At 64.3% G+C, this 14,329-nt stretch carries 9 protein-coding genes; 8 read left to right on the forward strand and 1 reads right to left on the reverse strand.

Annotated features, from left to right (window positions below):
- Positions 1–10 precede the first annotated feature (10 nt).
- From AC56LW_RS03390 to AC56LW_RS03420, 7 genes are all read left to right on the forward strand, one after another.
- Positions 11–2,248 (forward strand): TonB-dependent receptor, encoded by a 2,238-nt coding sequence (locus AC56LW_RS03390; RefSeq protein ID WP_499631627.1) that lies wholly within the window; start codon positions 11–13, stop codon positions 2,246–2,248.
- The gene (locus tag AC56LW_RS03395; RefSeq protein WP_499631630.1) at positions 2,248–3,282 is read left to right on the forward strand and encodes an N-acetyltransferase DgcN family protein; all 1,035 of its coding nucleotides are present in this window, start codon (positions 2,248–2,250) and stop codon (positions 3,280–3,282) included. Before AC56LW_RS03390 ends, AC56LW_RS03395 begins: the two co-directional genes overlap by 1 nt.
- The gene (locus tag AC56LW_RS03400) at positions 3,279–4,856 is read left to right on the forward strand and encodes a serine hydrolase (RefSeq protein WP_499631633.1); all 1,578 of its coding nucleotides are present in this window, start codon (positions 3,279–3,281) and stop codon (positions 4,854–4,856) included. The genes AC56LW_RS03395 and AC56LW_RS03400 overlap by 4 nt, the downstream gene beginning before the upstream one ends.
- A complete protein-coding gene (locus AC56LW_RS03405) occupies positions 4,853–6,046 on the forward strand; it encodes a dipeptidase (RefSeq protein WP_499631636.1) in 1,194 nt (397 codons plus the stop codon). Before AC56LW_RS03400 ends, AC56LW_RS03405 begins: the two co-directional genes overlap by 4 nt.
- 271 nt (positions 6,047–6,317) lie before the next feature.
- Positions 6,318–7,994 (forward strand): methyl-accepting chemotaxis protein, encoded by a 1,677-nt coding sequence (locus tag AC56LW_RS03410; protein WP_499631639.1) that lies wholly within the window; start codon positions 6,318–6,320, stop codon positions 7,992–7,994.
- Positions 7,995–8,254: 260 nt separating this feature from the next.
- A complete protein-coding gene (locus AC56LW_RS03415) occupies positions 8,255–9,910 on the forward strand; it encodes a methyl-accepting chemotaxis protein (protein WP_499631642.1) in 1,656 nt (551 codons plus the stop codon).
- A gap of 298 nt (positions 9,911–10,208) precedes the next feature.
- The gene (locus AC56LW_RS03420) at positions 10,209–11,864 is read left to right on the forward strand and encodes a methyl-accepting chemotaxis protein (RefSeq protein ID WP_499631645.1); all 1,656 of its coding nucleotides are present in this window, start codon (positions 10,209–10,211) and stop codon (positions 11,862–11,864) included.
- A gap of 46 nt (positions 11,865–11,910) precedes the next feature.
- Here the strand turns inward: AC56LW_RS03420 and AC56LW_RS03425 are convergent, their stop codons facing one another.
- On the reverse strand, positions 11,911–12,852 hold the full coding sequence (locus AC56LW_RS03425) for a LysR family transcriptional regulator (RefSeq protein WP_499631648.1): 942 nt from the start codon (positions 12,850–12,852) through the stop codon (positions 11,911–11,913).
- A gap of 129 nt (positions 12,853–12,981) precedes the next feature.
- On the opposite strand from AC56LW_RS03425, the gene AC56LW_RS03430 reads away from it, so the two are divergent.
- Entirely contained in the window at positions 12,982–14,307 is a 1,326-nt protein-coding gene (locus AC56LW_RS03430; protein ID WP_499631651.1) for a CitMHS family transporter, read from the forward strand.
- Positions 14,308–14,329: the final 22 nt, after the last annotated feature.

The following is a 14,329-nucleotide window of genomic DNA, read 5'->3' on the forward strand; positions in this document are numbered from 1 at the left end:
GGAGAAATTCATGGCAACAGTAGCAGGCCGCATCGCAGTGACTTCCATGGCGCTGGCCATATCGAGTGCCTTATCGGACGCCTTCGCCGCAGACCAGGCCGCGCCGCAGGACGACGTCCAGCAAGTCGTCGTGACGGCGCAAAAACGCGCACAGACGATGGTCGACGTGCCGCAGTCGATGTCGGTGGTGGGCGGCGACACGCTCGACAAGCACCAGGCCACCGGCTTTGCCGATTACCTGAAACTCGTGCCCAGCCTGCAGCTGGTGCAAAGCACGCCCGGCGAAGGCCGGCTGGTGCTGCGCGGGCTGGACACGGGCGGCGTGGCGTCCACCGTCGCGGTCTATCTCGACGAAACGCCGTTCGGTTCGAGCAGTGGCCTGGCCAATGGCGCGATCCTGGCGGGCGACTTCGACACGTTCGACCTGGCCCGCATCGAGGTCTTGCGCGGCCCGCAGGGCGCGCTGTACGGCGCCAGCTCGCTCGGTGGCCTGGTCAAGTTCGTGACCAATGCACCAGACCTGAATGGCTTTGCACTGCGCGCGCGGCTGGGCGCGGCGACCGTCGACGGCGGCAAGGTGTCGTACCGCTCGAACCTGGTGGTCAATACGCCGCTCAGCGACACGGTGGCGCTGCGCATGTCCGGCTCGTACCAGAAGGAGCCGGGCTTCATCGATTCGATCGGCACCGCCGGCTCGGACATCGAACGCAACATCAATGGCGCCCGCAACTACGGGGGCCGCGCGTCGCTGCTGTACAAGCCGAGTACCACATTCGACCTGCGCCTGAGCGCCGTGGCGCAGAACATCGCCACCGATGCACCCGGCACCGTGGAGAGCGACGCGGACACGCTCGAGACGCTGTATGGCCGCCCGACGCAATCGCAGTTCATACCGCACATGCGCGACATCCACTACCGCGTCTTCAATGGCACCGCCAACTGGAACCTGGGCGCAGCCAGCCTGACCTCGTCGACCAGCTACAGCACGCAAAAGCAGTTCGCGCGCGAAGACGTCAGCTTCAACCTGAGCGAGCTGGTCGAAGGTGTGTTCGGCGTACCCAATGAGCTCTATCTGGGCCAGGAAACCGAACTGAAAAAATTCACGCAGGAGCTGCGCCTGAGTTCCAACGCCGGCAAGACGTTCGACTGGCTGGCCGGTCTGTACTACACCGATGAAAAAGGCGCGATTGCGCAGCGCTACCACGCTGTCGTGCCAGGCTCGATGACACCGGCAACCGGCCTGCCGCTGCTGGCCGACATCCGCCTGCGCTCGAACTACCGCGAGGTGGCGGCGTTTGCCAACACGACCATTCACCTCACGCCCGTCTACGACCTCGATGTCGGCGGGCGCTATAGCCACAACAAGCAGGACGCCCGCCAGATCGGCGACGGCGCCCTGGCCGGCGGCCCGGCCGACAACCGCGCCGATTCGTCCGAAGGCGTGTTTACCTATGCCGTGGCGCTCAAGCGCAAGTTCAGCGAACGCAGCGCCGTGTATGCGCGCGCGGCCAAGGGCTTCCGGCCCGGCGGGCCGAACGTGCTGCCGCCCAATCCCGGACCCGGCACGCCCGCCACCTATGATTCGGACAGCGTGATGAGCTACGAGGCCGGCATCAAGACCCAGACGGTGGACGGCATGTGGTCCCTCGACCTGTCGGCCTTCCACATCAAATGGAAGGACATCCAGCTGCTGGCGGTGGTCAACGGGTTTGGCGTGAACACCAATGGGGCCGGCGCCACCGCTGACGGCGTCGAGATCAGCGCGGGCTTCCGCCCGATGCGCGGCCTGCGCCTGTCGGCCAACGGCGCCTGGAACAAGGCGCGCCTCGATGGTGCGACCGATCCACTGGTGGGCGGTTTCAAGGGCGACCGCCTGCCCTTCTCGCCGAAGTACACGGCCGCGCTGCTGGCCGACTATCGCTGGACGATCCGCGACACCACGCCCGCCTACGCCGGCGTCTCGGTGCGCCGCATCGCGGGGCAGTTCGCATCGTTCGACTTCGACTACCGCACGGCCAATGGCCGCCAGCGCGAGATCCCGTCTTATAACGTGTTCGATGCCCATGCCGGCGTCGAACTGGGCACTTGGACGGTTGAACTGTACGGCAAGAACCTGGGCAACATCGACGGCAGGACGTCCACCGCATCGTTGCTGGCCAACGGCGGCTTCGTCTATCCGAATGGCGCACTCGGCACCGGCGTGATCGCGCCGCGCACGCTCGGCTTCACGCTGACCAGGGAGTATTGATGGCGCCCGCACCGAACGACGCACGCGCCGTTGGCCGCTGCCTGCTGTTTCTCGGCGACGTGACCGAATCCGGTTTCGCCAAGACTGCCTTCGGGCTGCGCGACTGGGCCGGTGAGCGCTGCGTGGGCGAACTGCGCCTGCCAGGTGCCACGGTGACCACCGGCCTGCCCGCGCTGACCGCCAGACAGGCCGCGGCGAAAGGAGCAACCGCCATGGTCATCGGCGTGGCAGCGCCGGGCGGCACGATCCCCGCAAGCTGGGTGCCGGCGCTGGCCGAGGCGCTGGCGGCAGGCCTGGACATCGTCTCGGGCATGCACGTACGCCTCGACCAGTTCGCCGTGCTGAAGGACGCCGCAGCGCGCCACGGCCGGCGCCTGATCGACGTGCGCACGCCGCCCGCCGACATCCCCATCGCCAGCGGGCGGCCACGCGCGGGCCGGCGCATCCTCACGGTCGGCACCGACTGCGCACTGGGCAAGAAATACACGGCGCTCGCGCTCAGTCGCGGCCTCGCCGCACGCAGCCTGGACGTGACCTTTCGCGCCACCGGCCAGACCGGCATCATGATCGCCGGCAGCGGGATGCCGATCGACGCGGTGGTGTCGGATTTCGTGGCCGGCGCGGCCGAGATCCTCAGTCCAGCTGCGGCGCCCGGACACATCGACGTGATCGAGGGCCAGGGCTCGCTGTTTCATCCCGCATTTGCCGGTGTCTCGCTCGGCCTGCTGCATGGCAGCCAGCCCGACATGTTCGTGGTCTGCCACGACCCGGCGCGCAGCCACCAGCTTGGGTATCCGGGTTCGCCATTGCCGTCGATCGAGACCGTCATCGAACAGACGATCGTGCTCGGCCGCGTGACCAATCCGGCGATCCGCTGCATCGGCATCGCGCTCAATACCGGCGGCATGGACGCCATCGCCGCGCAGGCCGCCATCGAGGCACATGCCCGCCGTTTGCCGTACCCTGTTGCCGACCCGATGCGCGGCGGCGCCGATTTCGAGCGCCTGCTCGATGCTTGCCTGGAGATGCCATGAACTGCCCTCGCCTTGTTCCTTCCATCCTGTTGGCGCTTGCCTGCACTCCTGCGCTGGCCGCGCCGCCGGCCGGCTTCGAGGCCCGCGTCGAGACGCTGCGCCAGCGCGTGGGCACGCCGGGCCTGGCCATTGCCATCGTCGAAGACGGCAAGACGACGCTGGCGCGCGGCTTCGGCGTGCGTCAGCTGGGCGCGCCGGCGCCCGTCGACGGCGACACGCTGTTCCCGATCGGCTCGACCACCAAGGCGATGACGACGGCCGCACTGGCCACGCTGGTCGATGCCGGCAAGCTCACATGGGATGACAAGGTAACCGACCACCTGCCCGCCTTCCAGATGTACGACCCGTGGGTCACGCGCGAACTCACGATCCGCGACCTGCTGACACACCGCGCCGGCCTGGGCTACGGCGCGGGCGACCTCCTGTTCGTGCCGCGCACGAACCTGTCGCGCGCCGAGACCGTGCGCCGCGTGCGCTACCTGAAGCCGGCCACCAGCTTTCGCAGCACCTACGCGTATTCAAACCTGATGTATGTCGTGGCGGGCCAGCTGATCGAGCAAGTGAGCGGCCAGCCGTGGGAGGCCTATGCGCGCGAGCACGTGCTGCGCCCGAGCGGCATGCGACTGTCCACCACCGACAACGTCGACAACTTCGCCACCGCCAACCGCGCCTTCCCGCACGCGCGGATGGACGGCGGGCTGCGTGGCGCCGGCACCCAGGTGCGCCTGGACGAACGCGATGACCTGGGCCGCAACGCGGCGCCCGCCGGCGGCGTGGCCAGCAGCGCCAACGACCTGGCGGCGTGGCTGCACACGCAGCTGGCCGGCGGCGTCGCGCCAGATGGCAAGCGCGTCTTCAGCAAGGCCACGCACGCGCAGATGTGGGCGCCGTCGATGACCGTGCCGCTCGACGAGATGCCGCCGGAACTGAAACTCATCGAGTCGACCTTCGCCAACTATGGCCTGGGCTGGGACCTGGTGGACTACCGCGGCGCGCGCATGGTATGGCATGGCGGCGCGGTGCTGGGCTTCGGTACGGCCGTGGTGATGCTGCCCGAGCAGAAGGTGGGCTTTGCGATTGCGATCAACAGCGAAGACGGGGAGCTGGTGCGGGGCCTGATGTACGAGCTGGCCGACCACTACCTGGCCAAGCCAAAGGCCGACTGGCCGGCCGCGTTCGAAGCCTACAAGGCAAAGAAGATCGCGGAAGGCGTCGCGCTGTTCAAAAGCAGCGCTGCCAAACCGGTGCGTTCAACGCCACTGGTGGCGCCAGCGGCGTTGGCGGGAACGTATGCCGACCCGTGGTATGGCAAGATCACCATCGCGGCAGCGAAGAATGGTTTGCGGGTCGACTTCGGCTCGACGCCGCGCATGGCGGGCCCGCTCGTGCACTGGCAATACGATACCTGGATCGCGCGCTTCGACGACGAGACCATTGAGCCTGCGTACCTGAGCTTTGCATTCGACCAGGACGGCAAGGTCGAACGCATCAGCCTCAAGCCCGTCTCGCCCATTGCCGATTTCAGCTGGGATTACGCGGACCTGAATTTCACCCCGATCAAGGCGCCCGAATGAACCGCACCATGACGTCCACCATGGCACTGGCCTGCGCACTGCTGGCCGGCTGCGCCACGCCAGTGCCGACGCCGGGTCCAATCGATCCGACACACCGCAAGCTGCTGACACTCGACGCGCACCTCGACACGCCCGTGCATTTCGGCCGCGCCGGCTGGGATTTTGGCGCGCGTCACGATCCGGCCACCGAGATCGCGCAACTCGACCTGCCCCGCATGGCCGACGGCAGCCTCGATGGCGGTTTCTTCGTGATCTATACCGAACAGGGGCCGCTGACGGCGGACGGCTTTGCCGCCGCGCGCCGTCACGCGCTGGCACGTTCGGCGCTGATCGACACCACGCTCGCGCGCCATGCGGACCGCATCGGCGTGGCCACGAGCGCGCACGAAGCACGCCGCCTCGACGCGACCGGCAAGCTGGTGGCATTCAAGAGCATCGAGAACAGCTATCCCCTCGGCGAGAGCGTGACTGCGCTGGCGCAATTCCAGCGCCAGGACGTGCGCCTGGTCGGCGTGGTGCATAGCCTGAACAACCAGTTTGCCGATTCGTCGACTGACAAGCCGCGCTGGAATGGTCTGAGCCCGCTGGGGCGCGACTGGGTGGCCGAGATGAACCGGCTCGGGATGGTGATCGACGCGAGCCATGCGTCCGATGCCGTCGTCGATCAGTTGCTGGACCTGTCGCGCGCCCCGCTGCTGCTGTCGCACACCAGTTCGCGCACGAGCTTCGACCATCCGCGCAACCTGGACGATGCGCGCATCCGCCGCATCGCTGCGGCCGGCGGCGCGGTCTGCGCGTCGACCATCTACCTGGGCACGATGCGCATGAGTCCACGACGGGGCGAACTGTTCGACCAGATCGATCACATCGGCGGCATGACCCCGGCGCAGCAGGCGGCGCTGGGCAAGGAGTGGCTCGCGCTCGAAGCGGCCACGCCGATGTGGAGTACGAGCTTCGACCAATACATGGCCTCGCTGCGGCACCTGATCGACGTCGCCGGCATCGATCACGTGTGCATGGGCGCGGACTTCGACGGGGGCGGCGGTTTCCCGGGGCTGGCCGATGTGTCGCTGCTACCGCGCATCACGGCGCGGCTCAAGGTGGGCGGCATGTCGGACGAAGATCTCGGCAAGCTGTGGAGCGGCAATCTGCTGCGTGTACTGGACGCGGCAGCCAAGGCGGCGCAGTGAACAGATCGCCCTGCCATAGCCCCGCGTTATGGCCGGTCGATCCATCAGCATTGGCTCGTCGACAACTCCAATATGCAATCGTTATCGGATAATAACAACCAAGTATCATATTGTTTCGCACAAGCAACAATTATCGATATTGCCGGATTTTTTGATGTCCAATCAGCTTGCCTGCGTTTACGCTTGCCACTGTGCACTTGCGTTCCCGGCACGATGCACGCCCCGGCTTCACCAGGTTGTCGGGGCCTCACTTGCTACCTGAACGGATACTATGAAAATCAACGATCTCAAAATAGGCGTCCGCCTCGGCGGCGCTTTTGCCGCCGTGCTCGCCCTGATGGTCCTGATGCTGGGCGTCGCCTTCTGGCAGCTCGAACGGATCGCCGACGCCAAGCAGACCATGGCGCAAACGTCCTACCGCGCCAAGCTGGCCAAGGAATGGAGCCAGGGCACCGTCACCAACAGTGTCAGCACCGTTGCCAAATACAAGAGCATCGATCCGGCTGACGAGAAGTACCACGACGCGCAGATGAAAGTCATCAGCGACAGGGCCGGCAAGCTGCAGAAAGAGCTCGAATCCCTCGTCCAGAGCGACCAGGGCAAGGCGCTGCTGGCGGAAATCGCGACCGAACGCGCCAAGTATTCGGCGATGCGCAACGAAGGCTTCAAGATGAAGAGCGCGCTTGGCGCCGACAGCGCCGAAGTCAAGGCGTTCTTCGAGACCAAAGTCATCCCAGAAATGCGCATCTACGTTGCCACCATCGAAAAACTCGCGGCCTACCAGGAGCAGTTGTTCACTGATGCGGACACCAGCATCGACGCCATCGTCGTGTCGGCAACGCATATCCTGATCGGCCTGGGCATCGCGGCGCTGGCCATCGGTGCGGCCTGCGGCTGGTTGCTTACCCGCAGCATCACGCGACCGCTGGCACACGCGGTGGGCCTGGCGCGCCAGGTGGCCTCGGGTGACCTGACGGCGGATATCCGCGCCGAATCGCGTGACGAAGTGGGCGACCTGGTGCTGGCGCTCAAGGCCATGAATGACAACCTGCTCAAGACCGTGACCGAAGTGCGCGCCGGCACCGAGACCATCGTCACGGCATCGCAGCAGATCGCCTCGGGCAATCTCGACCTGTCGTCGCGCACCGAGCAGCAAGCCAGCTCGCTCGAAGAAACGGCATCGTCGATGGAAGAACTGACCAGCACCGTGCGCCAGAACGCCGACAATGCACGCCAGGCCAATGTGCTGGCCAAGAATGCCTCGCAGATCGCGGCGCATGGCGGCGAAGTCGTGTCGCAGGTGGTGGCCACGATGGCGTCGATCAACGCGTCATCGAAGAAGATCGGCGACATCATCGCCGTTATCGACGGCATCGCGTTCCAGACGAACATCCTGGCCCTGAATGCAGCGGTCGAAGCAGCGCGCGCCGGTGAGCAGGGTCGCGGCTTTGCGGTGGTGGCGAGCGAAGTGCGCAACCTCGCGCAGCGCTCGGCCGCGGCGGCCAAGGAAATCCGCGGCCTGATCAGCGACTCGGTCACGAAGGTCGAGGCCAGTGGCCGCCTGGTCGATGAGGCCGGTGTGACGATGCAGGAAATCGTCCAGGGCATCGGGCGCGTGACGGACATCATGGCGGACATCACGTCGGCCAGCGCCGAACAGTCGACCGGCATCGAGCAGGTCAACGAAGCGATCACGCAGATGGATGGCGTGACGCAGCAGAATGCGGCGCTGGTGGAGGAAGCCGCCGCTGCCGCCGCATCGCTGCAGGAGCAGGCGATGACACTGGCACAGCTGGTCAGCGTGTTCAATGTCGGCAATGGCAGGCCGGGGGATGTGCGCCAGGCTGCGCAGCCGGCAGTGGCCGGGCGTTCATTGGCTGTACGCCGCGCCGCGCCATCGCGCGCCGATGTGGAGCGGATCGAGGACGAAGAAGACGCCATCGCCTGATGGTGTCTGCCACAACGGGCCGCCCTGGCCCGTTGTGGCGCCTGAAATAATCATCTTTACAACGTTATTATGCGTGTTACCTGCCCCAAGGTAATGTTCACATATTATTTCGTTTACTCCCAGCAACACATTCAACGAATTTTTCATTCCCGCTGACAATTCCCCTCAATCCGAGATTATTCTGCAACAAGGGTTGCCTGTAAGTACGATTACTTGAAGGCCCCACGATCGTCTCCCCTATTGTCAGGAATGGAATAGAAATGAACATCAAGGACCTCAAGATTGGTACCCGTCTGGGTGCGACGCTCGCCATCATCGTGGGCCTCATGGCTCTCATGGCGGGCATCGCACTATGGCAACTCTTCCAGATTTCAAATGCGAAAACAGAGATGTCCGAGGCCTCTGAAAAATTCATGCTGGCCACGGAATGGCGCCAGGGTGTAGCGGTCAACCGGGTCAGCACCATTGCCCGCTTCAAGAGCACCTCCCCCGAAGACGAGACCTACCACGAGAAGGAAATGAAGGCGGTCAGCGCCAACGTCAGCAAGGTACAGGACGAACTGGAATCGCTGATCAAAAGTGACGAAGGCAAGGCATTGATCGCTACCGTGGCAACCCGCCGCACCGCCTACATCGACGCGCGCAATGCGGCTTACAAGCTCAAGCGAGAACTGGGCCCGGACAATCCGCAGGTCCAGACATACTTTGAACAAAAAGTGATGCCGGCGATGCTCGCCTACACCGAGAGCGTCAATAAAGTCGCGGCCTTCCAGCAGATGCTGTTCAAGAGCGCCAATGATCATATCGAGGTTCTCGACCAGGCTGCACGACGCTCGCTGATCGTACTGGCTGCGGTCGCGCTGGTCGTCAGTATCGTGCTCGGGATAATGCTGGCGCGCAGCATCACCACGCCACTCAAACGTGCCGTGAGCCTGGCGCGTCAGGTTGCCGCCGGCGACCTGACCACCGAAATCCGCACCGAGTCCCGTGATGAGGTCGGTGACCTGCTGGACGCCCTCAAGACGATGAGCGCGAGCCTGCACAAGACCGTGACCGAAGTGCGCGCTGGTACGGAAACCATCGTCACCGCATCGCGCCAGATCGCGTCGGGCAATATGGACCTGTCTTCGCGCACCGAGCAGCAGGCCAGCTCGCTGGAGGAAACGGCGTCGTCGATGGAAGAAATTACCAGCACCGTGCGCCAGAATGCCGACAACGCGCGTCAGGCCAATGTGCTGGCCAAGAACGCCTCGCAGATCGCGCTGCATGGCGGTGACGTGGTGTCGCAGGTGGTGTCCACGATGGCGTCGATCAACGCCTCGTCGAAGAAGATCGGCGACATCATCGCCGTCATCGACGGCATCGCCTTCCAGACCAATATCCTGGCCCTGAATGCCGCCGTGGAAGCGGCGCGCGCCGGTGAACAGGGTCGCGGCTTTGCGGTCGTGGCCAGCGAAGTGCGCAACCTTGCGCAGCGCTCGGCCGCTGCGGCGAAGGAAATCCGGGGCCTGATCAGCGACTCGGTCGCGAAGGTCGATGCCGGTGGCCGCCTGGTCGGTGAGGCAGGCACGACGATGCAGGAAATCGTGCAGGGCATCGGGCGCGTGACCGACATCATGGCCGAGATCGCGTCGGCCAGCGCCGAACAAACGACCGGCATCGAGCAGGTCAACGAAGCCATCACGCAGATGGACGGCGTGACGCAGCAGAATGCGGGGCTGGTCGAGGAAGCGGCAGCCGCGGCGGCGGCGCTGCAGGAGCAGGCGACATCGCTGGCCGAGCTGGTCAGCGTGTTCAATCTGGGACACGGCGACGCACCGCGCGTTGGCACCAGCCGCTCACTGGCGCTGCGTGCGCCGGCGCCGGCACGTGCCGGGGCCAAGCTCATCAAGGAACACGAAGGCGCCATCGCCTGATGGTGTCTGCCGCAGCAAGCCGCCCTGGCTTGCTGCGGCGATTGTGCGTGGCATCCCGTGCCTGGCGGTGATCCAGTTATGTATTTTTCGACAACGCCAGCATGGGCATTGCGACGGAAAGCGTAATACTCACACATTGTTTCGTTTACTTACAGCAACAATTCTATCCATTTTTTCCTCATTCCTGTTTTACGACAAGCACTGAGCCTATCCTGTGACACGGTTGCAGCGTATTTACAAAAATATACGCAAGCGCAACCTGGATCGTGTCTCCTATCGTCAGGAATGGAATAAAAAAATGAAAATCAACGATCTCAAGATTTCAACGCGTCTGGGTATTACATTGGCCATCATCGTGAGCCTCATGATCACGATGGCAGGAAACGCAGTCTGGCAACTATCTCGAATCAAGGATGCCAAAGTCGACATGGCGGAAGCCTCGCACAAATACATGCTGGCCAAGGACTGGAGCCAGGGTGTTGCAGTCAACCGGGTCAGCACCATTGCCCGGTTCAGGAGCCCTTCTGCTGAAGACGAGAAGTACCATGAACAGGAAATGAAGGTGGTCAGCACCAATGTGAGCAAGGTGCAGGAAGAACTGGAATCGCTCGTGGACAGTGCCGAAGGCAAGACACTGATTACCGCCGTCGCAACGCGCCGCGCCGCATATCTCGCGGCACGCAACACCGCTTTCAAGTTGAAGCATGAGCTGGGTCAGGACAATCCGCAGTCTCAGGCGCATTTCGAACAGAAAGTGATGCCCGAGATGCGCGCCTATCTCGACAGCGTCCTGAAAGTCGCTGCCTACCAGCAGAGCCTGTTCCAGGCAGCCAATGATCGCATCAATTTGCTTGACCAGTCAGCGCAACGCTTCCTGATCGGACTGGCCCTGGTCGCACTGATCGTCAGTATCGTGCTGGGTGTGCTGCTGGCGCGAAGCATCACCATTCCGCTCGTTCGCGCCGTGGGGCTGGCGCGCCGGGTTGCTTCCGGCGACCTGACGGCCGATATCCGGGTCGATTCACGCGATGAAATCGGCGACCTGCTGGACGCACTCCGGACGATGAACGGGAGCCTGCACAAGACCGTCACCGAAGTGCGCGCCGGTACTGAAAACATCGTCACCGCATCGCGCCAGATCGCATCCGGCAATATGGACCTGTCTTCCCGTACCGAACAGCAAGCCAGCTCGCTGGAAGAAACCGCGTCCTCGATGGAAGAGCTCACCAGCACCGTGCGCCAGAACGCCGACAATGCACGCCAGGCCAATGTCTTGGCCAGGAACGCCTCCCAGATCGCCGCGCATGGCGGCGAGGTGGTGTCGCAGGTGGTGTCCACGATGGCGTCGATCAACGCGTCATCAAAGAAGATCGGCGACATCATCGCCGTCATCGACGGCATCGCGTTCCAGACCAATATTCTGGCCCTGAATGCCGCCGTCGAAGCGGCGCGTGCTGGCGAACAGGGTCGTGGTTTTGCGGTGGTGGCGAGCGAAGTGCGCAACCTCGCGCAGCGCTCGGCCGCTGCAGCGAAAGAAATCCGCGGCCTGATCAGCGACTCGGTCACGAAGGTCGAGGCCGGTGGGCACCTGGTCGACGAAGCCGGCGTGACGATGCAGGAAATCGTGCAGGGCATCGGGCGTGTGACCGACATCATGGCCGACATCGCGTCGGCCAGTGCCGAGCAGACCACTGGCATCGAACAAGTCAACGAAGCCATCACGCAGATGGATGGCGTCACGCAGCAGAATGCGGCGCTGGTCGAAGAGGCAGCAGCGGCGGCGGCGGCGTTGCAGGAGCAGGCGACAGCGCTGGCGCAACTGGTCAGCGTGTTCAATGTGGGGCATGGCGACGCGCCGCGCGCTGATGGTAGCCGCTCGCTGGTGCTGCGTGCGCCAACGCCGGCACGTGCCGGTGCCAAGCTGATCAAGGAACACGAAGTCGCCATCGCCTGATGGCGTCTGCCGCGGCAAGCCGCCCTGGCTTGCCGCGGCGCGTTGGCTAGAGTCGCAACCCCGCATCGACCGGCTTCGCACCACGCTGCCTGCCATTGGCAGACAGCCGCGCTTCGATCAATTCAAGCATGCCCTGGGCGGCATGCGATAACGCCCGGTCCTTGCGCTGGACGATCAGGATCGGGCGCACCACGGCCGCCGCATCGAGTGGAATGGCGATCAGGTCCAGGCTGCGGAACTGGAACAGCGTCAGTTCCGGCACCAGGCTCACCCCGAGTCCCTGCCCGATCAAACCCGCCACCGTGGCCAGGTGCTCGACCTCAAGACCGGAATGGCGCACATCCAGACCGCGCGTCAGCTGGTCGACGTGCTGGCGCACGCTGGTCGATGGCGCAAGGTGAATCAGTTCGCAGCCCACCAGATCCGGCATCCGGATTTTGCGCTTGCGCGCGAGTGGATGGTCGCGCCGGCAGACGAAGAAAAACGGATCACTGCACAGGGTGCGGGTTGAAAATTCAGCCAGATTCGCACCGGGCGCCGTCAGCGCCAGATCGACCCTGCCCTGGCGCAGCAGGTGCAGGCACTGGTCCGACAATGCATCGAACAGCTGCACCGTGATGCCGGGATAGGTGGCCTTGTAGTGCGCGATGACCTCGGGTATGCCATTGGCCGCCAGCGATGGCAGCACGGCCAGCGCCACCCTGCCCTTGCGCCGCGCAATGAAGTCGCCCATGTCGGTGAAGGCCGCGTCGAGGTCGGCCAGCAAGGCGCGCGCCACTTCCACGAACAGTTCGCCTTCGGTGGTCAGGGTGACGTTGCGCGTGTCGCGCTGGACCAGCTTGGCGCCGACGGTCGCTTCGAGCTTCTGGATCACCGCGCTGAACGCCGATTGCGACAGGTGGCAACGCTCGGCCGCCTGGGTGAAATGCCGGTGCTGCTCGAGTGCCAGAAACGCCTGCAACTGCTTGGTGGAGATATTTGGAAGCATCGCACAGGCCACTCATCGAAAAAGCCGCACAATCAATCGGAAAAATCCATTTTACAACAAAAACCAACGCCCCCCAGAATGGCCTCAAGTGCTGCATCGATCAGCACATACAATAAATTGGAGACTTTCATGCTGGCCTTCCTCGGCTTTCTTACTATTTTCGCCCTGCTGTTCGTCATCCTTGGCAGGAAGATGTCCGCCCTTGTCGCGCTGATTGCGATCCCGGTGCTCACCGCGCTCATCGGCGGTTTCGGCGCCGAGATCGGCACGTACATCACCAATGGCATCAAGGCCATCGCGCCGATCGCCGGCATGCTGGTGTTTGCCATCCTGTTCTTCGGCGTGCTGACCGACGCCGGCATGCTCGATCCGATCGTCAACCGCATCCTGAAGATCGTCGGCAACCACCCGGCCCGCATCACGCTCGGCACCGCCGTGCTGGCGGCAATCGTCCACCTCGACGGCTCCGGCGCGGTGACCTTCCTGGTCGTGGTGCCCGCGATGCTGCCGCTGTACATCAAGCTCCAGATGGACAAGCGCATCCTGGCCTGCGTCGTCGCCATGTCGGCCGGCGTGGCCAATGCGCTGCCGTGGGGCGGCCCGACACTGCGCGCTTCGGCGGCGCTGCATCTGCCGATGTCCGAACTCTACCTGCCGATGGTGCCGGTGCAGATCGCGGGAATGCTGTTCGTTTTTGGCTGCGCCTGGATGATGGGTGTGCGCGAACAGCGGCGCCTGGGCCTGACCGGCGCCATGCTGGCCAGTGCGGGCTCTGGCTCCGGCGCCCCCGACTATCATGTGCAGGAAATCGACGAAGCCCAGCTGAAGCTGCGCCGGCCGGGCCGCTTCATCCCCAACGTGTTGCTCGTGATTGTCGTTCTGGGCACGATGATCTCCAACGTGCTCGATCCGGTGGCCTGCTTCATGTTCGGCACCGTGCTGGCCCTGTTGATCAACTACCCTGACGTCGCCGAACAGCGTAACCGCGTCGATGCGCATGCCAAGGCGGCCCTGATGATGGCAAGCATCCTGTTCGCGGCCGGCGTCTTCACCGGCATCATGAAAGGCACCGGCATGCTCACCGCCATGGCCCAGCTGCTCGCTGCCAGCATCCCGGCCAGCCTGGCCAGCCACCTGCCGTTCGTCACCGGCCTGGTGTCGATGCCACTGAGCCTGATCTTCGATCCGGATTCGTTCTACTTCGGCGTGCTGCCCGTACTGGCCGAGGCCGGCACGGCGCTCGGCGTGCCGCCGGTGCAGCTGGCGCAGGCCGCGCTGATGGGCCAGATGACCACCGGCTTCCCGGTCAGCCCCCTGACGCCGGCCACGTTCCTGCTGGTCGGACTGGTCGGCATCGACCTCGGGGAACACCAGCGCTTCACGATTCCCTACCTGTTCGCTACCACGGTATTCATGACCTGCGTCGCCGCGCTGATCGGGCTGTTCCCGTTCTGACGAACCCACTGACCCTTTCGAA

Source organism: Telluria sp. LT2P80, assembly GCF_059685955.1.